This is a genomic window from Marinobacter sp. EVN1, assembly GCF_000475375.1.
GTDB classification, from domain to species: Bacteria; Pseudomonadota; Gammaproteobacteria; order Pseudomonadales; family Oleiphilaceae; genus Marinobacter; species Marinobacter nauticus.
Genome location: NZ_AXCB01000013.1, coordinates 63,906 through 85,831, shown reverse-complemented (window position 1 = coordinate 85,831; position 21,926 = coordinate 63,906). Strand labels below are relative to the sequence as shown.

General features: G+C 57.9%; 23 protein-coding genes. 7 read left to right on the top strand and 16 right to left on the bottom strand.

The annotated features are described in order from the left end of the window. Positions 1-6 precede the first annotated feature (6 nt). Positions 7-723, top strand: coding sequence for a tRNA (guanosine(46)-N7)-methyltransferase TrmB (trmB, locus tag Q674_RS26840; protein ID WP_014420388.1), 717 nt, complete (start codon positions 7-9; stop codon positions 721-723). 2 nt (positions 724-725) lie between these two features. Here the strand turns inward: trmB and Q674_RS26835 are convergent, their stop codons facing one another. From Q674_RS26835 to Q674_RS26790, 10 genes are all read right to left on the bottom strand, one after another. After that, the gene (locus tag Q674_RS26835) at positions 726-1,277 is read right to left on the bottom strand and encodes a hypothetical protein (protein WP_011784072.1); all 552 of its coding nucleotides are present in this window, start codon (positions 1,275-1,277) and stop codon (positions 726-728) included. Further along, entirely contained in the window at positions 1,277-2,425 is a 1,149-nt protein-coding gene (gene hemW, locus Q674_RS26830; RefSeq protein WP_011784073.1) for a radical SAM family heme chaperone HemW, read from the bottom strand. Before hemW ends, Q674_RS26835 begins: the two co-directional genes overlap by 1 nt. A 4-nt stretch (positions 2,426-2,429) precedes the next feature. Continuing rightward, positions 2,430-3,029, bottom strand: coding sequence for an RdgB/HAM1 family non-canonical purine NTP pyrophosphatase (gene rdgB, locus Q674_RS26825; protein WP_022992151.1), 600 nt, complete (start codon positions 3,027-3,029; stop codon positions 2,430-2,432). 4 nt (positions 3,030-3,033) lie between these two features. Then, the gene (locus Q674_RS26820) at positions 3,034-3,486 is read right to left on the bottom strand and encodes a DUF4426 domain-containing protein (protein WP_011784075.1); all 453 of its coding nucleotides are present in this window, start codon (positions 3,484-3,486) and stop codon (positions 3,034-3,036) included. Next, complete coding sequence (metW, locus tag Q674_RS26815; protein ID WP_011784076.1) at positions 3,483-4,085, bottom strand: methionine biosynthesis protein MetW; 603 nt, start codon at positions 4,083-4,085, stop codon at positions 3,483-3,485. The genes Q674_RS26820 and metW overlap by 4 nt, the downstream gene beginning before the upstream one ends. Then, positions 4,082-5,230, bottom strand: coding sequence for a homoserine O-succinyltransferase MetX (gene metX / locus Q674_RS26810; protein ID WP_011784077.1), 1,149 nt, complete (start codon positions 5,228-5,230; stop codon positions 4,082-4,084). The genes metW and metX overlap by 4 nt, the downstream gene beginning before the upstream one ends. Positions 5,231-5,401: 171 nt before the next feature. After that, complete coding sequence (locus Q674_RS26805) at positions 5,402-7,366, bottom strand: dynamin family protein (protein ID WP_022992152.1); 1,965 nt, start codon at positions 7,364-7,366, stop codon at positions 5,402-5,404. 261 nt (positions 7,367-7,627) lie between these two features. Then, on the bottom strand, positions 7,628-8,212 hold the full coding sequence (locus tag Q674_RS26800; RefSeq protein WP_011784079.1) for a YggT family protein: 585 nt from the start codon (positions 8,210-8,212) through the stop codon (positions 7,628-7,630). 22 nt (positions 8,213-8,234) lie between these two features. Continuing rightward, positions 8,235-9,068: a pyrroline-5-carboxylate reductase gene (proC, locus tag Q674_RS26795; RefSeq protein ID WP_023008365.1), complete on the bottom strand. Its 834-nt coding sequence runs from the start codon at positions 9,066-9,068 to the stop codon at positions 8,235-8,237. 62 nt (positions 9,069-9,130) lie between these two features. Then, entirely contained in the window at positions 9,131-9,844 is a 714-nt protein-coding gene (locus Q674_RS26790) for a YggS family pyridoxal phosphate-dependent enzyme (protein WP_011784081.1), read from the bottom strand. A 52-nt stretch (positions 9,845-9,896) separates the two neighbouring features. On the opposite strand from Q674_RS26790, the gene Q674_RS26785 reads away from it, so the two are divergent. From Q674_RS26785 to Q674_RS26775, 3 genes are all read left to right on the top strand, one after another. Continuing rightward, positions 9,897-10,931 carry a type IV pilus twitching motility protein PilT gene (locus Q674_RS26785; protein ID WP_011784082.1) on the top strand — a complete coding sequence of 345 codons (1,035 nt, stop codon included), beginning with the start codon at positions 9,897-9,899 and terminating at the stop codon, positions 10,929-10,931. A 21-nt stretch (positions 10,932-10,952) separates the two neighbouring features. Continuing rightward, positions 10,953-12,074: a PilT/PilU family type 4a pilus ATPase gene (locus Q674_RS26780; protein WP_022992154.1), complete on the top strand. Its 1,122-nt coding sequence runs from the start codon at positions 10,953-10,955 to the stop codon at positions 12,072-12,074. A gap of 146 nt (positions 12,075-12,220) precedes the next feature. Beyond that, positions 12,221-13,687: an OmpP1/FadL family transporter gene (locus tag Q674_RS26775; RefSeq protein ID WP_011784084.1), complete on the top strand. Its 1,467-nt coding sequence runs from the start codon at positions 12,221-12,223 to the stop codon at positions 13,685-13,687. Positions 13,688-13,724: 37 nt separating this feature from the next. Here Q674_RS26775 and Q674_RS26770 read toward each other — a convergent pair whose 3' ends face one another. Next, the gene (locus tag Q674_RS26770) at positions 13,725-14,093 is read right to left on the bottom strand and encodes a hypothetical protein (RefSeq protein ID WP_023008364.1); all 369 of its coding nucleotides are present in this window, start codon (positions 14,091-14,093) and stop codon (positions 13,725-13,727) included. A 199-nt stretch (positions 14,094-14,292) separates the two neighbouring features. Next, complete coding sequence (gene polA / locus Q674_RS26765; RefSeq protein ID WP_023008363.1) at positions 14,293-17,019, bottom strand: DNA polymerase I; 2,727 nt, start codon at positions 17,017-17,019, stop codon at positions 14,293-14,295. A gap of 85 nt (positions 17,020-17,104) precedes the next feature. Here polA and Q674_RS26760 point away from each other — a divergent pair, with 85 nt between their 5' ends. Further along, a complete protein-coding gene (locus Q674_RS26760) occupies positions 17,105-17,443 on the top strand; it encodes a DUF2782 domain-containing protein (protein WP_011784087.1) in 339 nt (112 codons plus the stop codon). 13 nt (positions 17,444-17,456) lie between these two features. Here Q674_RS26760 and Q674_RS26755 read toward each other — a convergent pair whose 3' ends face one another. Then, entirely contained in the window at positions 17,457-17,954 is a 498-nt protein-coding gene (locus Q674_RS26755; protein WP_023008362.1) for a fibronectin type III domain-containing protein, read from the bottom strand. Between the two features lie 263 nt (positions 17,955-18,217). Here Q674_RS26755 and Q674_RS26750 point away from each other — a divergent pair, with 263 nt between their 5' ends. After that, positions 18,218-18,637 carry a hypothetical protein gene (locus Q674_RS26750; RefSeq protein WP_011784089.1) on the top strand — a complete coding sequence of 140 codons (420 nt, stop codon included), beginning with the start codon at positions 18,218-18,220 and terminating at the stop codon, positions 18,635-18,637. Positions 18,638-18,702: 65 nt separating this feature from the next. Here Q674_RS26750 and Q674_RS26745 read toward each other — a convergent pair whose 3' ends face one another. Together Q674_RS26745 and pyrE are read right to left on the bottom strand one after the other, a co-directional pair. Beyond that, a complete protein-coding gene (locus Q674_RS26745) occupies positions 18,703-19,350 on the bottom strand; it encodes a DUF4124 domain-containing protein (RefSeq protein ID WP_023008361.1) in 648 nt (215 codons plus the stop codon). Between the two features lie 3 nt (positions 19,351-19,353). Next, the gene (gene pyrE, locus Q674_RS26740) at positions 19,354-19,992 is read right to left on the bottom strand and encodes an orotate phosphoribosyltransferase (RefSeq protein WP_023008360.1); all 639 of its coding nucleotides are present in this window, start codon (positions 19,990-19,992) and stop codon (positions 19,354-19,356) included. A gap of 81 nt (positions 19,993-20,073) precedes the next feature. Between pyrE and Q674_RS26735 the strand changes: the two genes are divergently transcribed. Beyond that, positions 20,074-20,880, top strand: a complete 807-nt coding sequence (locus Q674_RS26735; RefSeq protein ID WP_023008359.1) for an exodeoxyribonuclease III — start codon at positions 20,074-20,076, stop codon at positions 20,878-20,880. A 157-nt stretch (positions 20,881-21,037) separates the two neighbouring features. Here the strand turns inward: Q674_RS26735 and rph are convergent, their stop codons facing one another. Further along, positions 21,038-21,754: a ribonuclease PH gene (rph, locus tag Q674_RS26730; RefSeq protein WP_023008358.1), complete on the bottom strand. Its 717-nt coding sequence runs from the start codon at positions 21,752-21,754 to the stop codon at positions 21,038-21,040. Positions 21,755-21,926: the final 172 nt, after the last annotated feature.

Below are 21,926 nucleotides of genomic sequence, written 5' to 3'. Positions count from 1 at the left end.
CACAGAATGACTGACCAGAACGAGACTCAGGATACGAATCCGGTCACCACACGCCGCGGTGTTCGCAGCTTTGTACTGCGCCAGGGGCGGATGACCGAAGGTCAGAAGAAGGCCTTCGATCGCAACTGGGCCAAGTACGGACTGAGCCGTGACAATGGCATGATCGACCCCCGTGAGGTGTTTGGCCGCGATAACATGCTCAACCTGGAGATCGGTTTCGGGATGGGCAAATCCCTTGCCGATATGGCCGAAGCTGCACCCGAGCAGGATTTTATCGGCGTGGAAGTGCACCTGCCTGGCGTCGGCGCCTTGTTGAAAGAAGTGGAATCGCGTGGTCTTGAGAATGTGCGGGTATACAGCATTGATGCCAATGATGTGATTGACCTGTGTCTGCCGGATGCCTGTCTGGATCGGGTGATGGTGTTCTTCCCGGACCCGTGGCACAAGAAAAAGCATCACAAGCGCCGCTTGATCCAGCCGGAATTTGTTCAGCGCATCCGCCATAAGCTGCGGGTGGGCGGTATTCTGCACCTGGCCACAGACTGGGAGAACTACGCTGAGCACATGCTGGAAGTGATGAGTGCGTCAGAAGGCTTTGCCAATACTCAGGAGCAAGGTGGTTATTCGCCCAAGCCTGATGACCGCCCGATCACCAAGTTCGAGAAGCGTGGCGAAAATCTTGGCCACGGAGTATGGGATTTGTTGTTTTATCGCACCAACTGAGTTCAGTGGGAGTGAGTCAGGGGCCTGCGGCGGGAAGCACGGATGACCACCAGGCCCGCCATGCCAAGTATCAGGCCGGTGAATTTCACCAGCGCCAGAATGGTGGCGGTCAGGCTCAGGGAGTCTGAAGGCGGATTGAAGTTATTAAGCAGAACAATGTTTTCCGCTACATCGCTGATGCCTGCGATGACAAAAAGGGCGCGCACCCAGCGGGCGACCATCCGTTCCCGGATACCCGGTCTGTCCCGGGTGAAGTGGCGGGTTAATTGAAGCAGCGCGGCCAGATAGACCACGATGAACACAAAGTCGAGCCACAGTGATAGCCGTGCCATGGCGAGATTGCCGTCCCGCCAGCTGCGCAGAATGGCGTGAGTCTGCTCGGCGGTACCGGCCAGCTGTAAACTGACAATCCCCTGAGGCGCGGCGGACGTATGCAGTGGCTGGTTCAACGCCACCAGAACCAGCCACAGTGCCAGTGCAGCCACCAGGGAAACCTTCATGGGCAGCTTCATCGGGCGCATGGGAATAAGCGGTGGGCGCTGGGCTGAGTCCATCAGAGAAAGTGCTCCAGCAGGCTGTTCAGGTATCTTTGCCCCTTTGCCGTCGCCTGCAGACGGTCGGGGACGATCAGGTTTTCATTTCGTAACTGCTCAAGTTTTACCGCAATGGACGACAGTGGTAAACCTGTATGCTCACCGTACAGTCTTTCGTCGGTGCCGCTTTTTAGTCTCAACGCATTCATCATGAATTCCAGGGGCCGGTCTTCCGGCTCTATGGCTTCACTGCCAGCGGTGCGGGAGCCGATCCGGTTGAGATATGCGTCGGGCTGCCTGGTCTTCCAGTATCGCAGGATGCGTCCGTCGGCAAGGCTCACCTTGCCATGGCCGCCTGCCCCAAGGGCCAGATAATCCCCGAAGGTCCAGTAATTCAGGTTATGCCGGCTCTGAGCGCCCGGCAGGCTCCAGGCGGAGACTTCATAATCGTCCATCCCCGCCTGGCGCAGCAGATCTCCCCCGAGCTGGTAAATCTCCCAGAGCCGGTCATCGTCCGGCAGGGCGGGTGGTCGGGAGAAAAACTCGGTGTTGGGCTCGATGGTGAGCTGATACCAGGACAGGTGCCGGGGCTGGTAGCTCAACGCTGCCTGTAAATCATCCAGAGCCTGACTCGGTGTCTGGTCGGGCAGGCCATGCATCAAGTCGACATTGAAGTTATCAAAACCGGCCTTGCGGGCGGCTTCAATGGCGCTGTGGGCCGAAGCTCTGTCGTGAATCCGGCCCAGGGTTTTCAGTTGCGCCGGATCAAAGCTTTGAACACCGATGGACAGCCGATTGATGCCAGCCTCCCGGAAGCTCTCGAATCGACCAGTCTCCAGCGTGCCGGGATTGGCCTCCAGGGTGATTTCGGCCTCGGGGCTGAATGTTAGCCGTTCCCGGAGCCGCTCGAACAGGCGGTGGTAGAACGCGCCGCTCATCAGGGACGGGGTTCCGCCACCGATGAATACGGTTTCAATGGGGCGTTCCCGTACCAGGCCCAGATCCTGATCCAGGTCTTCCAGAAGGGCGTTCAGGTAGGCGTGTTCGGGAATCTCTCCCTTGACAGCGTGGGAGTTGAAGTCGCAGTACGGGCATTTGCGCACGCACCAGGGCACGTGAATGTACAGACTCAAGGGCGGGCAGACCGCCACGGGCAGGGTGGCGGTCACAGTATTAAAGCTCCGCCCTGAGTTGATCCAGAAGGCTGGCCAGAGCCCGTCCCCGATGGCTGATCCTGCCTTTCTGCTCCCGTGTCAGCTCGGCAGCGCTGCATCCATGCTCCGGTACCAGAAAGACCGGGTCGTAACCGAAGCCGCCTTGCCCGCGCGGCTCGGCAAGAATGCGGCCTGGCCAGCGACCATGGCAGATGATCGGCGTGGGATCGTCAGCATGGCGGAGATAAACCAGAACGCAGTGAAACTGAGCGCTGCGCTCTGCTTCAGGCGTGTCTTTCAACGCTGCCAGCAACGCCTCGACATTATCATTGTCGGTTGCCTCTTCGCCGGCAAAGCGGGCGGAGCGAACGCCCGGGCGGCCGTCCAGGGCATCCACGGCCAGGCCACTGTCGTCGGCCAGCGCAGGCAGGCCGGTGGCTTTCGCCGCATGGCGGGCTTTGATAATGGCATTCTCAACGAAGGTAACGGCCGGTTCTTCGGCCTCTGATACCCCAAGCTCACCCTGGGCGACCGGCTGCAAGCCAAGTGGCGCGAGCAGATCAGTCAGTTCGGCGATCTTGCCCTTGTTGTTGCTGGCGATGACGAGTTTGCGGGCCATGGTATCAGTCGTTGAACAGGGTATGGGAAAAACGGATCGGAAGATCTTCCTGGTGGCCGCTGGGGCGCGCCGTGACGTTGAACGTCATCAGATCTCCGGATTGATACTGGTACTGGGCAATGAAGTACACGGCATCACCTTCCTGAATGCGCCGGAACGCCAGAAAGTTCACCTGCTGGATATCGTTGGAGACCTGGCCTTCCACCTGCCCACTGACGGGCTGGATCTGGCCGTGCTCGTCTTCGGTCATGATCGAGATGTTAACGATGCCGATGCCCCGGCTGCGTTGCAGATTGTTGGCCTGTGCCACTTCCGGCGCCAGGAAGGTGCTGGGGAGCACGCTCCAGTGCACCTGATATTCTCCGAAATCCTTTTGTCCGGCCTGGCTGGTGATCGATACCAGCATGAGCCCGAATGCCAGAAACAGTGTCTTGCTTGCAGTCAGAAGGTTCATCATGTGCTCTCCCGTGTGATGCGGTATATGGCGATTTCCCCCAACAGATTGGGCCAGAGCCGCGCCAGCCAGCTGTTCTGATGCTGCCCGTCCACTACCCGGCGGCTTTTGATCTTGATGCCTTTCTGCCGGCACAGCGCTTCAAAATCCTTGAAAGTGCAAAGGCGGATATTGGGGGTGTTATACCATTTATACGGCAGTGCATCGGATTCGGGCATTCGGCCGCTCAGCGCCAGGCCCCAACGCAGTCGCCAGTGGGCAAAGTTGGGGAAGGTGACGATGCCTTCGCGACCCACCCTCAGCATTTCATCAATGACCTTGTCCGGGCGGCGTACCGCCTGCAGGGCCTGGGTCATCAGGACAATATCGAACATGCCATCATCGAAGTTGTCGAGGCCCTGGGTATCCAGGTTCTGCTCGATCACCCGTACGCCGCGGCCCATACAGGTGGTGATGTGGTCCGGGTTGATCTCAAGGCCAAATCCGGTGGCATTGCGCTCCCGTTGCAGGAAATCCAGCAGGGTGCCGTCGCCGCAACCCAGGTCCAGAATGTGGTGGCCCGGGCGCACCCACTGTTGAATAATTTCAAGATCTGCTCTCATGCGCCGACCTCCCGTGCTACCCGGTCCATATACGCAGTAAAGATGTCGGTGTATCTGGGGGTTGGGATCAGGAAGGCATCATGGCCCCAGGGTGCATCAATTTCGGCATAGCTTACGCGCTTTCTGGCGGAAATCATGGCATTGACCATTTCCTCGGAGCGCGCCGGCGAGAATCGCCAGTCGGTGCTGAAGGACAGTACCAGGTATTCACATTGTGCCGGTGCCAGGGCCTTGGACAGATCGCCGCCGAAGTCGTAGGCGGGGTCAAAGTAGTCCAGTGCCCGGGTCATCAACAGATAGGTGTTGGCGTCGAAGGTTTCGGAAAAGCGCTCGCCCTGGTAACGCAGGTAGCTTTCCACCTGGAACTCGGCGTCGAAACCGAACTTGTAGGCTTCCTCACGCAGTTCACGGCCAAATTTTTCGCCCATGGAGGCGTCTGAAAGATAGGTGATGTGGCCAACCATCCGGGCCAGCATCAGGCCGCGCTTCGGCACCAGATTCTCGTCGTAATAGCGGCCTTCGAAAAATTCCCGGTCCGAAGTGATGGCTTGCCGTGCGACTTCGTTGAAGGCGATGTTCTGTGCGGTCAGACGTGGAGTCGAGGCGATGACCACGGAATGCCTTAGCCGGTCCGGGTAGTCCAGGCTCCACTGCAGGGCCTGCATGCCTCCGAGGGAGCCGCCAACCACAGCGGCCCATTGCTGAATGCCCAGATGATCCGCCAGTCGGGCCTGGCTGGCGACCCAGTCAGCCACGGTAACGACCGGGAAATCCGGACCATAGGGTTTCCCGGTTTCCGGGTTGTTCGAGTTGGGGCCGGTGCTGCCGTGGCAGCCACCGAGATTGTTCAGGCTGACCACGAAAAACCGATTGGTATCAATGGGCTTGCCGGGGCCGATACAGCTGTCCCACCAGCCCGGCTTGCGGTCGTCCAGCGAGTGGTAGCCAGCGGCATGGTGATGGCCGCTGAGTGCGTGGCAGATCAGTACCGCATTGCTGGCATCGGCGTTGAGTTTGCCATAGGTTTCCACCACCAGATCGTAGCTTTCCAGCGACTGGCCGCAGGCCAGCTCCAACGGCTTGTCGAAGTGGATGGTCTTCGGGCTTACAAGGCCCACGGAATCCGAGGGCAGGGAATCAGGCATGGGTGTGATGAGTTCCTGGTTCGGTCCACTGGTGTCTGGCCACAGGCCTTGGTTGGCACCGGAACTGGCGCCAGCACTGCAGTTTAAAGGCGGGGGGAGGTTGCTGCAACCGGCGTTTAGGGTGCCTGTCTGGCGAGTCGCACCAAAGTAGTGCGGCTCGCCAGTGCCTGGTTACATGGCGCCGGAAATATTGACGACTTTTTGCTGGATCATCGTGGGCGCCGGCTTGCGAATCTGGCGCATCATGGCGTCGGCCAGTTCCAGCTGCTTGCGAAGGTCTGCCGTGGCATGATCCAGACGCTGGCGTTCGGCCCGGCTGTCCCGATCGGTGCGAACCATGTCGCGCAGGCGGCGGATCTGGTGCTCAAGCAGCTGTTTCTGTTCCATGGAGAACTGCATGATTGGCAGCAGGGCTTCGTGTGGCCAGCGCTCTACATCTTTGCGCACCCGGCCATGCAGCGTACGGGCCTCGCTCACCATCACATTGAAGAAGCGGCGGACCACCGTTGACTGTTCCGACAGCAGATTCTTCGGGTTATTGCGGAACCGTCGGGCTTTCTTGCGCAATTCACGAATGGCAATCACATGCCGGCCGGCCCGTAGCGGAATGGGCTCCAGGTGCCGGGCGCGGGTGTCTTCGTTGTATCTGCGATAGATGGCGCCTACCATTTTCTCCGCGAGCCGCCCTTCGCTCAGCAGGTTAGTGAGGTCGCTCTCCAGGAGTTCGAAAAAGTGTTCCATGGCCCGGTTCATGCCGGCCGTGGTCCAGCTTTTCGACATCATTTTCCGTACCTGGCTGGCGTGCTGCTCAAAGCGATCTTCGCTGACCAGCTTGGTGAGCATGTCACCCTGGGATTCCATCAGTCGACGCGATGAACGCAGAGTGATCAGCTTCTTGTAGTAGAAGTCATAATCCTTCTGGGCCCGTTCCGCGAGCCGGGACAGCGCGGCCTTGTCGAGGGTGGCGCCGGCGCAGGCCTGGCGTTCTTCTTCCAGGGCATCCAGGCGGTACTGCATGGCCGCCTGGCTGTTCTGTAGCATTCCCAGCAAGTCGTTGATCAGGTTCTGGGTAATCAGCTGCTCCTTATGCATCAGGATGCGCTGAATGATCAGCTGCTCCAGCCTACCGATGTTGGAGCGGTCGAACAGGTTGTTGTCTTTGCGAACCCGTGCCAGCAATCCCTGTTTTGCAGAGAGAGGAATAACGTCCTGCTGGCGGATGCCCAGATGGTCCGCGGTGTAGTTGCGAACACGGTCAATGGATTCCTGGGTGTGCTTCTCGCCCTGAAGGTCGTCCCATAGAACGTCGATCTTGTTGAGAACTGCAAACCGGCCGGCCCGGTGGTCGGCGTGCTCGGTATCGATATGCTCTTTCCAGATAGTCATGTCACTGGCTGTGACGCCAGTATCCGCGCTGAGCACAAAGATAACGGCATGGGCCCGGGGCAGCATGCTGATGGTCAGTTCGGGTTCCGAGCCAAGGGCGTTCAGGCCCGGAGTATCAAGAATGCGCAGGCCGCGCTCGAACAGGGGGTGGCGAATGCTGATCTGGGCATTACGCCAGGCCGGTACCAGCACATTACCGGGATTATTGCGATCGTGTTCCAGCATGGCCTCGTCGAAGCCCAGCTCCCGGGCCTCTTCCGGGCTCACGCTCTTGATCCGGGCAACTTCCGCCAGCACTTCGCGCATGACGTCCGGATTGCGCTCGTCGAGCTCATGCCGAATCCACTGTTCCGGCTTCTTGCGCAGCTGCTGCAGAGACAGCTCACCCGTGCGGGTTTCGATCGGGAGCAGAAGCAGATAGTTCTGGTTGGCGCTGCGATCAAAAAACAGCTCGGTCGGACACATGGTGGTGCGCCCGGCCTGGGATGGCAGCATGCGCTGGCCGTATTCCGAGAAAAACAGGGCGTTGATCAGCTCCGTCTTGCCACGGGAGTATTCACCAACAAAAGCAATGGTCAGCTCATCTTCAATGAGCAGCTCCAGCCCGTGACGAATACGGGTGCTGACGTCTTCTGAAAACAGGTTGTTATCCTGCAGCCACAGCCGATAGCGGCCAATCTGCCGGATCAGTTCCTTTTTCCAGTTGTGATACGCCTCAACCTGCTGCGACAGAGTTCCCTGCGGGTTCATCGGATAATCCTTCTGCGCGACTTCCGGGTATGTCCTGGGTGAGTCGGTGATGGTGAACACGTGTCGCCAATCGCTCGCCCAGATTAAATGCGTTTAATAATAACCTGTTTTGTTAATGTTTGAGGGTGCGCGAGTCGGCATTTCCGGGAAAGGGCCTGAGTTTGCTATCAAAAAGGCCAGCAATTCAGTGGGTTGAATTGCTGGCCATCGATAGTAACAAATCAGTGTATTGTGTAACGAAATGTATATTCGAGACGCGTGTTACATTCCGAGCCCGATTGAGCCCAGTCCGGCCGCCACTTTCATGTGATCAATGACCACGGTAATCACGTTCAGAATCAGGAACACGATGATTGGCGAAAGATCCAGACCGCCCATGGAGGGCATGATATTACGCACGGGTCGCATCACCGGTTCGGTGATCTGGGCCACCAGTTGAATGGCAGGGTGGCCACTCTGGGGGGCGATCCAGCTGACCACTACCACGGCAATGACCGACCAGAAGTAGATCTTCACGATCAGGCTGAGCACGTTCAGTACGGCCCAAACCAGCAGAGTAACCGGATTGATGGCGGGAATGCCGCCGTTCAGTGCGACCAGAATGAGGAAGAAGGTAATGGCCTGGATTAAAACCGCCAATACCAGGGATGCGCCGTCAATGCCGCCCCAGCCCGGAATGAAACGCCGCAGGGGACGCAGTGGCGGGTTGGTGGCCTTGACTACAAATTGTGAAATGGGATTGTAGAAATCCGCCCGCGCCAGCTGCAACAGAAACCGCAGCAAAACGATGGTCATATAGAAAGTGGACGCAATCAGCAGGATCGTAATAACAATATCTGCCAGCATGAAGCTGAGTCTCCGTTATCGGTTACTGTTTATCGGCCAGTTCTCTGGACATCTCGCGTGAGCGCTCGAAGGCAGCGCTGTAGGCTTTTTTCACCAGATCGCGCAGGCCGCCTTCCTCGAAGGTGTTGATGGCGCGTTCAGTGGTGCCGCCAGGGGACATCACGTTGCGTTTGAGCTGGCCGGGGTCATCCTCGCTGCGCGCGGCCATCTCGGCGGCCCCGGCCATGGTCTGAATGGCGAGGGCGCGAGCCGTTTCGGACTCAATGCCGGCTTCGGTTGCGGCGGACTCAAGTGCTTCCAGCATCAGGAAGAAATAAGCGGGGCCGCTGCCGGAAAGGGCGGTGACACTGTGCAGAAGGTTTTCGTCGTCAACCCACAGTGCCGAGCCGATGCTCTCGAACACTTTCTGTACCGCCTTTCTTTGATCGTCTTTCACCTGGCTGTTGGCGAACAGACCGGCGGCACCTTTGCCCACCAGAGACGGAGTGTTGGGCATCACCCGAACCAGTGGCAGCCCGCCACCAAGCCAGGTATCTAGTGTGCCGGCGGTCAGCCCGGCCGCAATGGAAACCATCAGCGGGCGGGTGTTCTGAACTACCGGGGCAATGTCCCGGCAGACGTCGCCCATCACCTGGGGTTTGACCGCGAGCACCACAATGTCCGCCTGTTGGGCGCAATAGCGGTTGTCGGTTGTGACGCTGACGCCGAAACGTTTGCGAATTGACTGAAGATGGCCGTCATCCGGGGCGCTCACCCAGATGTCGCCGGCCTGAAATCCGCTATCCAGCATACCGCCGATGATGGCGCTGGCCATGTTGCCGGCGCCGATGAAAGAGATGGTGGGTGATCTGCTCAAGGTTCACTCCCGGTCTTGATCGTTTGAATCGTTGGTTCGGATGATAGCAGGAACCGCAGCGTTCAGCTCTGGCTGTGTTTGGCCGGGCGGGCGCCGAACAGGGCCGTACCGACACGAACCCAGGTGGCACCTTCGGCAATAGCCATTTCCAGATCATCTGACATGCCCATGGAGAGGGTGTCCAGTGGGCCGGCTTCAGGATGGTCCTGCCGCAGCTTTGTCAGGGTGGAGGCCAGCTTCCGGAAACTCAGCCGCAACTCGGCCTCGGGTTGGTCCGGGTCCGGAATCGCCATTAATCCCCTCAGGCGCAGATTGGGCAGTTCGCCAATGGCCTCGAGCAGCTCATCAAGCTCGTCCAGCGTGCAGCCGGACTTGCTGTCCTCATTGTTGATGTTCACCTGCAGACAGATATTGAGCGGCGGCAGGGTCTCTGGTCGTTGTTCGCTGAGCCTGCGAGCGATCTTCAATCGGTCCACACTGTGAACCCAGGCAAAGGCTTCGGCAATCTGGCGGGTTTTGTTGGACTGGATCGGCCCAATGAAATGCCACTCTATACCCTCTATGTCGGAGAGCGCCTGCATTTTGTCCAGGGCTTCCTGCAGGTAGTTCTCGCCAAAGGCGATCTGGCCGGCTTCGAAAGCGGCCTTCAGATCCTCCGCCGGTCGGGTCTTGCTCACCGCGAGAAGGCGCACGCTGCCGGGCTCCCGTCCTGCCTGCAATGTTGCTTTTTGTATGCGTCGGGTTACGCTCCCGATGTTGTCTGCTATGCTGCTCATAATGTGAGTTTGCCGCTTCTGGACTAAAAGAAAAAGCCCTCCGAGGAATCCTATGGATATTACTGAACTGCTTGCCTTTTCGGCCAAACAGGGTGCGTCGGATTTGCACCTGTCTGCCGGTTTGCCCCCAATGATTCGTGTCGACGGCGATGTGCGCCGGATCAACCTGCCCCCCATGGAGCACAAAGAAGTGCACGGGTTGATCTACGACATCATGAACGACAAGCAGCGTAAGGACTACGAAGAGTTCCTGGAAACCGACTTCTCGTTCGAAGTCCCCGGCGTGGCCCGCTTCCGGGTTAACGCCTTTAACCAGAACCGCGGTGCTGGCGCGGTATTCCGTACGATCCCCTCGAAGGTTCTGACCATGGAAGATCTGGGCATGGGCCAGGTTTTCAAGGATATTTCTTCTGTGCCTCGTGGTCTGGTACTGGTAACCGGGCCTACCGGTTCCGGTAAGTCCACCACCCTGGCGGCGATGATGGATTACATCAACGATACCCGCTACGAGCACATCCTCACCATTGAGGATCCGATCGAATTCGTGCACGAATCCAAAAAGTGTCTGGTGAACCAGCGGGAAGTGCATCGGGATACCCTGGGTTTTAACGAAGCCTTGCGTTCGGCCCTGCGGGAAGACCCGGACATCATTCTGGTAGGTGAGCTCCGGGACCTGGAAACCATTCGTCTGGCACTGACCGCTGCTGAAACCGGCCACCTGGTATTCGGCACCCTGCACACCACCTCCGCCGCGAAAACCATCGACCGGGTAGTGGATGTATTTCCTGCGGAAGAAAAGTCCATGGTTCGCTCCATGCTGTCGGAATCACTGCAAGCGGTTATCTCCCAGACTCTGATGAAGAAAATGGGGGGTGGCCGTATTGCCGCCCATGAAATCATGATCGGCACCGCCGCCATCCGGAACCTGATCCGGGAAGACAAGATCGCCCAGATGTACTCGGCCATTCAGACCGGTGGTTCCCTGGGTATGCAGACGCTGGACCAGTGCCTGGAGCGCCTGTTGCAGAAAGGTCTGATCTCCCGCGAGGCTGCTCGGGCCAAGGCGAAGATGCCGGATAACTTCTGATACTGAAAACTGGGTAGAAAAATGGAATTCGAGAAACTGTTACGGCTCATGGTAGAAAAGGGTGGTTCAGACCTGTTTATCACAGCAGGGGTGCCTCCCAGCATGAAGGTGAACGGTAAGGTGTTGCCCGTTACCAAGAGGGCCCTGACGCCAGAACAGACGCGGGAGTTTGTCTACGGCGCCATGAATGACAAACAGCGCGCCGAGTTAGAAGAAACCCACGAATGCAACTTTGCCATCAGTGCCCGGGGCATTGGCCGCTTCCGGGTGTCGGCCTTCTTCCAGCGCAACCTTTGCGGCATGGTGCTTCGCCGGATTGAGGTGAAAATCCCCCAGATTGACGATCTGTCGCTGCCGGAGATCATCAAGGATCTGGCCATGACCAAGCGTGGCCTGATCATGTTTGTGGGTGCAACCGGTACCGGTAAGTCCACCTCGCTGGCGGCCATGCTTGGCCATCGCAACCGTAACAGTCGCGGCCATATCATCTCCATCGAAGACCCGATCGAATTCGTGCATCAACACCAGGGCTGTATCGTGACCCAGCGGGAAGTGGGTATTGATACCGAAAGCTTTGAGGTGGCTCTGAAGAACACTCTGCGGCAGGCGCCGGATGTCATTCTGATTGGTGAGGTGCGGACACGCCAGACCATGGAATACTCGGTTCAGTTCGCCGAAACCGGCCACCTGTGTCTGGCCACCCTGCACGCCAACAACGCCAACCAGGCGCTGGACCGGATTATCCAGTTCTTTCCGCCGGAGCAGCACAACCAGATCTGGATGGATCTGTCTCTGAACCTGAAGGCCATCGTCGCCCAGCAACTGGTTCCCACGCCGGACGGCAAGGGGCGTAAGGCGGTTATCGAGGTATTGATCAACACCCCGCTGGTGGCAGACCTGATCCGCAAGGGCGAAGTGCACAAACTCAAAGAGCTGATGGCAAAATCGAACGAGTCTGGCATGCAGACCTTCGATCAGGCTCTGTACAAGCTGTATGCCGAGGGCTCCATCACCTACGAAGATGCCCTCGCGCACGCAGATTCCGCCAACGATCTGCGCCTGATGATCAAGCTGGGTGCTGACGCCCAGGGTGCAGACAAGCTGTCTTCCTCCGTCGACAAACTCACCATTCAGGACGACTGACGTCCTCGTCTTCCGCCCCCGTTCACCGGGGGCGGCATCTAATACCAAAGTTGTAATTGGTTAGCGGCGCGAACCAGTAGCTTTGGCATTTGAGGCAGTTGCCATGTGCTGCGTATACTCCGCGCGATTCTAAAAAAGGAGACACCATGCACAAAAATACCAACGCACTCGTAAAAGCGATCCGTTTGGCGACGCTGGCAGTCATAGCAGCACCAGCCAGTGTTCTGGCCGGCGGTTTTTCCCTGAACGAGCAGAGCGCCAGCCAGATGGGCGTGGCCAATGCCGGCGCTGCCGCCAACCCCGAGAACGCCACCACGGTTCTGTTCAACCCGGCCGGTATGAGCCAGCTTTCCGGCACCAATATTTCGTTTGGTGCGGCGGTGTTGGATATTGATGCTGAGGCAAAGCGCGCTGAAGCGCGTCGCAATGTCCCCGGTGTTGAGGTTATGGCCGACGGCGAGCTCGGCGGCGATATTGCGGATCCTGCTGTCCTTCCAAACTTTTACATGACCCATGAGGTTAACGACAGCATCGACGTGGGCTTTGGTATTCATGCTCCTTATGGCCTGGCGGCAGACTATGAGGATGATTTCGTCGGACGGTTTTTTGCTGACAAGACCGAGCTGACGGCGATTGCTTTCACTCCGTCGCTCTCGGTGAACAACGGCAAAGGCCTTTCAATGGGCATTGGCCTCAACGTTATTTATGCCGAAGGACGTCTGACTCGTTCTCAGGACCTCGCCGGGCAAGTGTATCCGCAAGCTCTGCAAGCGGCGCTGGGTCAGGGCCTACCGATGGCTCAGGCTGACCAGTTCGCCCGCCAGACCGTGGCAGGGATGGACGATCCATACGCGGACATTGAAGGGGACGATATTGGTGTTACCTTCCGTGTGGGTTTTCTCTACGAACTCGATGACAGAACACAGTTTGGTCTGAGTGCCCAGACAGGCACAGAGCTCGAACTCAAAGGCGACGCGGAAATCAGCGGTGTGCCGGTTCCCGGGCAGCCCGGTGTGACGACAACGCTGAGCGAAAAGGTAGAGGTACCGCTGGCGATTCCGGAGGCCATTACGGTTGGTGCTCGCCATCGTCTGACCGATGACATTACGCTGCTGGCTGGTGCCACTTATGCACGGTGGAGTCGCTTCGAGGAGCTTGACATCGTCAGCCGTGAATCCGGTGGTGCGGTAACCAATGCACCCCAGGAAGGAGCTATCCTCAGCCACATCACCGAAGAGTGGAAGAACACCTGGCAGTTCAATGTGGGTGGCATCTGGCAGGCAACCCCGGAATGGGCGCTGAAAGCTGGCTATGCCTGGGATGAGTCTCCGGTGGATGATTACCTGACCGCCAGGATTCCATCCAGTGATCGTCACTGGTTGACCCTGGGTGCGCAGTGGAAGGATGTCCAGAGCGGGTGGACTGTGGATGTTGCAGTAGGTACCTTGCTGTTCACGGACGATCCTTCGTTCACCGAGCGCAACTACCAGCACGCAAACCCGGATCAGGTAGCGAATCTGCCGGGAACCAATATCGAAGACCCGAGCTATTACAAGGCCAAGTATGAACTCAGCGCCTGGAGCGCCGCATTCGAAGTCAGCAAAGCCTTCTGATTCTCGAATAGCCCTCTGAGGCTGATTCCTTCCGGAATCAGCCCACCACCCGGCCCCGGTAGATCACCTTTTTCTGCCGGGGGCAGTCAGTTCCCGACATTTCCGCCGCAGCTTTTTTGGCACCTTCCTCCGCTATGGGTTGTCCGCGGTACATCCGTGGCGCAATTTCCTCTTCGATATTGGCGGTATTCAGCTCCGGCACTCTCTGCTTAAGCGCTTCCCAGGTATGAACCAGATGCTTTGAACGGGTTTTACGGGCGTACTCGGCCAGGTGTTGCTCCAGGCCATCTTCGTTAAGGTGCAGTTTTACGCCGAATTCAGACTGGATTAGCCGGCGGCACTGATGCACGAGTTTCAGAAGACTGGGGTCGAACAGCCAGTTGCGTTCGCTGGTTGCGGAATTCATCGCTTGGACCTCGCATTGGTGTCACTGCATGGGGCGAAGGGCCCCGAGACATCGGAGGACAATGCAGAATTCGTGCCTCTGTGCCGATAGCCGTCTTTGCTGGTGTCTGCGAGAGTGTGAGCGGAGAGTCTGCCCTGTTTCTGTGCCCGGAGGCGGGATGTTGTTCAGAAACAGGGCGTTATCCGAAGTTGCGGAGTGTTTAGTGAGCCTGGTCCCAGTTGTCACCCACACCGGCTTCCACCAGCAGTGGCACATCCAGGCTGGCGGCGGCGGACATGCGCTTGACCAGGCCTTCTTTGACTTTGTCTACGGCTTCTTCGCGAACTTCGATGATCAGTTCGTCGTGGACCTGCATGGTCATGCAGGCATCGCTCGCGTGTTCGCTGCGTAGCCAGTTGTCTACCTCGATCATGGCCCGCTTGATGATATCGGCGGCCGTGCCCTGCATGGGCGCATTGATGGCGGTGCGCTCGGCGGCCTGCTGCAGCTGCTTGTTACGTGCGTTGATCTCCGGCAGGTACAGGCGGCGGCCGTAGAGCGTTTCCACGTAGCCGTCGTCATGGGCCTGTTTGCGGATGTTGTCCATGTATTTGAGTACGCCGGGGTAACGCTCGAAATACCGGTCGATGTATTCCTGGGCGGTTTTTCGGTCCACCTCCAGCTGGCGCGAAAGTCCGAATGCCGACATGCCGTAGATCAGCCCGAAGTTGATCGCCTTGGCACTCCGACGCTGGTCGCCGGTTACCTCATCCACTGTCACGCCGAAGACTTCGGCTGCGGTGGCCTTGTGAATGTCTTCGCCGTGTTCGAACGCGGTCAGTAGACCTCTATCGCCAGACAGGTGAGCCATGATGCGAAGCTCAATCTGGGAGTAGTCAGCGGCCAGCAACTTGTAGCCTTTCGGGGCAATAAATGCCTGGCGTATGCGTCGGCCTTCCCGGGTCCGAATCGGAATGTTCTGCAGGTTGGGTTCCGATGAAGACAAACGTCCTGTCGCTGTCACCGCCTGATGATAGGAAGTGTGCACTCGCCCGGTGCGGTGGTGGATAAGCTCGGGCAGGGTGTCAGTATAAGTGGACTTCAGCTTGCTCAGGCTGCGGTGCTCGACAATCAGCCGGGGCAGTTCGTGCTCGTGGGCCAGCTCCTGCAGAACCGGCTCGGCCGTCGATGGCGCGCCCTTTGGTGTCTTCTTGATGACCCGCAGGCCAAGTTTGTCGTAAAGGATGGCCTGCAATTGTTTGGTGGAGCCCAGGTTGAAAGCTTCGCCGGCAACCTCGTGGGCTTCCTTCTCCAGTTCAGCCATGCGCTCTGCAAGTTCCTGGCTGTGCTGGCGTAGCGTGCTGGCACTGATCAGGGTGCCCCGCTGTTCCATCCGGGACAGCACCGGCACCAGCGGCAGGTCGATTTCCCGGTAGACGGATTCCAGCTTGCCGGTGTCTTTCAGCCTCGGGGCGAGAGTCTGGTGCAGGCGCAGGGTGATGTCAGCGTCTTCGGCGGCATAGGGCCCCGCGCTTTCCAGATCGATTTGGTTGAACGTCAGTTGCTTGGCGCCTTTGCCCGCAATCGATTCGTAGGTGATGGTTTCTTCATCAAGATAGGTTCGGGCCAGGCTGTCCATGTCGTGGCGGGTGCCGACCGAATTCAGTACGTAGGACTCCACCATGGTGTCCTCGGCGATGCCCTCCAGCTGTATATCATGGTTGGCCAGCACGTTTTTGTCGTACTTGAGGTTCTGCCCGACCTTTTTGTGTTTCGGGTCTTCAAGCAACGGCTTCAGCTGTTCCAGCACAGAGTCGCGGTCCAGTTGCTCCGGCGCGCCCATATAATCATGGCCCAGTGGCACGTAAGCGGCCTTTCCCGGCTCAACAGCAAACGAAACGCCGACAATTTCGGCATCCATGTAGCGGAGGCTGGTGGTTTCGGTGTCGAAGGCGAACAGATCGGAATCTTTGAGTTTCTTCAGCCACTGGTCCAGGTCCGCCTGCTCGGTAATGACCTGATACTGCTTTTCCACCGAAGGTTTCGGCTGTGGTTGGCTGCTCTGGGAGCCGTCGTCTGATGAGGAGCCGTTTTCCAGTTCCGCGATCCAGGTGCGGAATTCGTACTCTTTGAAGAGCTCTAACAGACTGGCGTCGTCCTGCTGGCGTTCCTGAAGATCCTCCAGCCCGAATTCGAGTTCCACGTCGGTCCGGATGGTGGCCAGCTCCCGGCTCAGGGGCAGGGTGTCGGTTGCTTCCCTCAGGTATTCGCCAATTTTGCCTTTGATCTCGTCGGCATGCTCAATGAGGTTGTCGAGGTTGTCGTAGCTCTGTAGCCATTTGACGGCGGTTTTCGGGCCGCATTTGTTTACACCGGGAATGTTGTCGACTTTGTCACCCACCAGGGCGAGGTAATCGATGATCTGCTCCGGGGTAACACCAAACTTTTCAACGACCCCGTCCCGGTCCATGGCGGTTTCGGTCATGGTGTTGATGAGGGTAACGTGGTCGCTGACCAGTTGAGCCATGTCTTTATCGCCGGTAGACACGACCACATCGATGCCCTTGCTGGTGGCTTCATGGGCCAGGGTGCCGATGACATCGTCGGCCTCGACGCCGGGCACGATCAACAGTGGTAAGCCCATCGCCCTGACAATCTCGTGAATGGGTTCAATTTGTACCGCCAGATCATCCGGCATGGGGGGGCGATTGGCTTTGTATTCCTCATACATGTCGTGCCGGAAAGTCTTACCCTTGGCATCAAATACCACCACGGTTTTTGAGCCCGGAAAGTCCTGTTCAATCCGCCGCAACATGCTGATTACGCCTTTGATGGCGCCAGTCGGGTGATTCTTGCTGGTAGTCAGTGGCGGCAGGGCATGGTAGGCACGGAACAGGTAAGACGATCCGTCCACCAGAACCACGGGAGGGTTGGTTTGTTCAGTCATATCAAAACAGGTCCGGATTCTGATTGAAGCGTGGATTAGCTTGTGCAACTCTAGCCAGAAAGATGAACCAAAGGGTACCACGAAAATGAAACGATTCGCCTGTTCCGCCCTGCTGTGGGGCTGCTTCTCCGCGCCGTTGCTGGCCCAGGATGAAGGGGCTCTGGATGCCACCCCGGTGGTTACCCCTCAGGAACCTGTGGTTATTTCCGATTACCAGCCGCCGGAGGGTGGTGCGGAGATTGTTATTCGCCCCGGCGAGAAAGAAGTGTTTTATGAGTATCGGGTGAATGGCCAGCTGATGGAGATCAAAGTGGTGCCTGAAATTGGCCCGGAATACTACCTGGTGCCGGCCGACGGCGGTGGCTGGGTTCAGGATACCGAGTCCGACCTGCTTGTGCCCAGCTGGGTGATCTTCCGCTGGTAACCCGTCCTTCCGGTCAGATCAGGTTGACCTCAACCGGATCTGATCGCCTGCTTTCCAGGCCATCCACATCAATGGTTGTGATCGAGAACTCGTAGGCGCCGGGCTCCATCTCCGACAGGGTGTATCGGTTTTTGCTGCCATCGTTCAGCGGAATGACGCTGAAGCTCTCCTGATGTTTCAGTCGGTAATAGATGCGGTAACCGGCAATCTGACCAGGCGTCAGTGCTGAGCCGTCTTCACGGGTGAGCGGTGGATTCCAGACCAGGGTTTTCGGGATGTCGGCGCCAGGTGGCTGTGGCGTTTCCTGGTCGTCCGGCTGGCTTTGGCCGAGCGTGGCAAGCAGGTCGCCCTGCGCCTGTTTGAGGCGGCTGTCTGCCACCTCCGAAGCGCGTTTCGAATCCAGTTTACTGGCTCGCGTGTCTTCCTGGCAGCCGGCCAGAACTATGGCAAACAGGCAAAGGAGTGTGGCCGCGGTTCGTGACAGCGGACTGGGATAAAGCGTTCTCTTCATAACTACTCGCATACGGGGCGCTGCAGGTGCGCCTTCTGGTATTCGTTCGTATGGAGCCTGAATACAACCGGGAGACGGGCTTCGTTAAAACAGTGTGCGATTATGCCAGCGAGTATTCTGTGATCAAGTGAATAATCGGTAAAAACCCCTATCTGTGTTTAGTATGAACATTCTAATTTTTAGCCGTACTTTGATAGGTGAAAGTTACCAAAGGCTCTGCAAAACGCGGTGCCGAAACGACTCGGAAAACAGGGAGAACCACCATGGGTAAACTGAAATCCTATCAGGAACAGCTGCAAGACATCGTTGAGAAAGGCATCAACGCGGCTGAAGAGCAGCAGAAGAAGCTGGCGTCCAAGCCGTTTGATTATGCAGAAAAGCTGGAAGCGGAAGCGCGTGAGTACAGCGTAAAGACCCTGCGCAAGCGTTACAACGGCTACTCCGAGAACCTGTTCGAGCAGCTGCGTTCGCTGAACTCCCGCTTTGGCAATTTCGCCGCTGAGCTGGTTGCGAAGCTGGAAAAAGAAGCTGCCGAAGGTGCGGACGCCGTTTCTGAAGCAGCCGACGATGTTTCAGAAGCCGCTCAGGATGCCAAGAAGTCCGTAACGGCCAAGAAGCCGGCTGCGCGCAAGACCACTGCCCGCAAGCCTGCGGCCAAGAAAACCACTGCCGCCACTGCGTGATTCGGCGAGTTGGTGAGTCATACGCAAAGGGCGCTCGGTTGAGCGCCCTTTGTCATTAGTGGAGCTTAGTTTTCTTCCGGCTCCAGGGGGAGTGTTCGTGTCTCCCCGGTGATTTCTTCCAGGCGCTTGATGTCTGATTCGTAGGCCTTTTTCATTTCGCCGATATCCTGCCGCTGAGCGGAAATCTCCCGCTCGATGTCTCGAATCTGGGCTTCGAGCCTGCGGATTTTCTCCAGCGTCGTTTCCGGGATGTCCCGGCCAGCGCGCTCCATATCCGCCGCGCGGCTCTGCTCGCTGTCGAGCTGGCTGGAAATTACTGAAATGTTCCCGCGCTTCAGCTGGATAATGCCTTCCAGTTCGCGGATCTTGCGATGCATGGCGCGCACAGCCTGATCCGGATGGCTGAAGCGTTTCAGGAGCAGACGATCCTGCTCCTGCTGGATTTCCAGTTGCTTCTGGCGCTCTTTCTCCGCTTCCCTGGCGGCGATTTCTTCGGCGGTAGGGGCGGGGGCAACGGTTTCGACCACCCGGCCGTTGTTGCTCAGGATATCGTAACCACGTTTGGTCGCTTCCTGGGGAATGGTGTTGCTGATAACCAGCCGTCCGTTTTCATCCGTGTAACGGTACATGGTTGCCTGGGCGCCGGCCGCAAACAGCAGTCCGAAGGCCGCAACGCCGGCAACAACAGGAGAAACGGTCAGATGGTGACGCATTCATCAGACTCCGTAGCGGTCCCGGTAGCTGGCCACGTTCTCCGCATGGCCGGCAAATTCCGGATTGGACTTCAGGTAGTCCAGTACCTGTTCAAGACGAATGATGCTGACAACGGGGATGCCGAACTCTTTCTCGACTTCCTGGATGGCGGACAGTTCACCGTTGCCCTTTTCCTGTCGGTCCAGGGCAATCAGCACGCCCGCCGGTTCGGCTCCGGCGGCCCGGATGATGTCGATAGATTCCCGGATGGCCGTGCCTGCGGTAATCACGTCGTCAACAATCAGTACCTTACCTTGTAGTGGGGCGCCAACAATATTGCCACCCTCACCATGATCTTTCTTTTCTTTGCGGTTAAAGGCAAAAGGTTTGCTGTTCCCGTCTGCTGCAAGTGCCATGGCGGTTACCGTGGCCAACGGAATGCCCTTATAGGCAGGCCCGAAAATGATGTCATAATCCAGCCCGCTGCGTGCTATCGCAGCGGCATAGGCCTTGCTTAACTCAAGCAGGTCGTTTCCGGTGTTGAACAGTCCGGCATTGAAGAAGTAGGGGCTGGTGCGCCCGGATTTGAGTGTGAATTCTCCAAAACGCAGCACATTCCGCTGGATGGCAAACTCAATGAATTTTTGCTGATAGTCATGCATGGCAAGGCTTCTGGCGGGGTTTGATCTTTAATTAAAGCGTAAAAACGGTATCATACACACAAACCGAATCAGGGAACACGTATGCGGGTAGTATCAATCAGCGTCAATGGTCTTGAGCAGGCTGTTGAAAAGGGTTTTTTTGACTGGCTTGCCGAACAGGACGCTGATGTGGTCTGTGTGCAGGACCACCGCATGCGCGCCTACGAAATTGAAGACAGGAACCTGATTCCGGAAGGCTACGAGGCCTACTTCATTGATGGTGAACTGAATGAACACGGTGGTGTCGGCATCTACACCCGTCATTTCCCGAAGGCCATCATGTATGGCTTTGCCAATGAGCAGGCAGACCGGGAAGGCCGCTTTATCCAGGCCGACTTCGACAAGGTTTCCGTTGCCTGCGTGCTCGCGCCCTGTGCCCTCGGCCGCGAGGAAGAACTGATCGGTGAAGACGACCTGACGGTGCTCGATCACAAAGACGAGTTCATGGAAGCCTTTGGCATCCACATGCAGAAAACCCTGCGCAAACGTCGTCAGTTTATTCTATGCGCGAATCTGCAGACCGCTCACCATGTAACCGACGCCAGCCCGCTTTATCACAAGACCGATTTCTCCGGTTTCCTGCCCCATGAGCGCGCATGGCTGGATCGTTTGTTTGATGAAATGGGCTGTATTGATGCGTTCCGCGAGATCAACAAGCAGAGCAATCAGTTCACCTGGTGGCCGGAGCAGACTGAGGGTTCCCGTAAGAAAGCGGGTATCCGGGTGGATTATCACCTGCTGACGCCGGGTATTCGCAAGGCCATTCGTGATGGCTGGATTGATGACGAGACCCGGTTTTCTGATCATGCCCCGGTGATTATGGATTATGATATCGAGATCGGCTTCTGAGCTTTGGGATAGTCGGTCGCGTGTCCGGAGGGGGAAGCCTTTCCGGAACACGCTACAAGCACATCCCTGTGCGCTCGACTCCGGCCATCCCTGGCCGGAGACGGTCCCGGAAAGGCTTCCCCCTCCGAACCCGCTAGCTTTCAGTAGGCCGTCAGGCCTATGCGCTCAAAGCTTCTTTCTGCAGTTCAAACAACTGATCAATCGCTTTCCTTGCCAGCGCCAGCATGGCGTCCAGTTCTGCCTGCTCGAACGGCGCACTTTCCGCAGTTCCCTGGATTTCAATGAAGCCGCCCTGATCGGTCATGATCACGTTCATGTCAGTTTCAGCTTCGGAGTCTTCCGGGTAGTCCAGATCGGCTACCGGGGTGCCCCTGTAGACACCGACAGATACCGCCGCCACCATCTGTTTGAGAGGTGATTTCTTCAGGCGTTTCTCTTTTACCAGGTGATTCAGCGCGTCTACCAGGGCCACGCAGCCACCGGTGATCGCAGCAGTGCGGGTGCCGCCGTCGGCCTGGATCACGTCACAGTCGATGGTGATGGTGTGTTCGCCCAGCGCTTCGAGGTCCACTGCGGCGCGCAGGCTGCGGCCGATCAGGCGCTGGATTTCCACGGTGCGGCCACCCTGTTTTCCACGGGCAGCTTCCCGGCCCATGCGGCTGCCGGTGGAGCGGGGCAGCATGCCGTACTCGGCGGTGATCCAGCCTTTGCCTTCGCCGCGCAGGAACGGTGGCACTTTGTTTTCGACAGAGGCAGTACAGATCACCTTGGTATCGCCGAATTCCACCAATACCGAGCCTTCGGCGTGGCGCGTGTAGTTCCGGGTGATGCGGACGTCTCTGGGTTGCTCAGGCGTTCTGCCGCTTGGTCGCATAGTGTGTCCTGTTTTTGAATATGAATGTCCGGCTGGTGCCGGTCGGGCGTTTTGAAAGGGCAACGAGTATAGCACGTAGCAAGCGCCCGGCGGGGGAGGCTGCGTGCCCCTTTGGTCGGGTTCGCCGCTCCGGGTGTTTGCCTGTTAAACTCGATGTTCCTTTGACGAACAC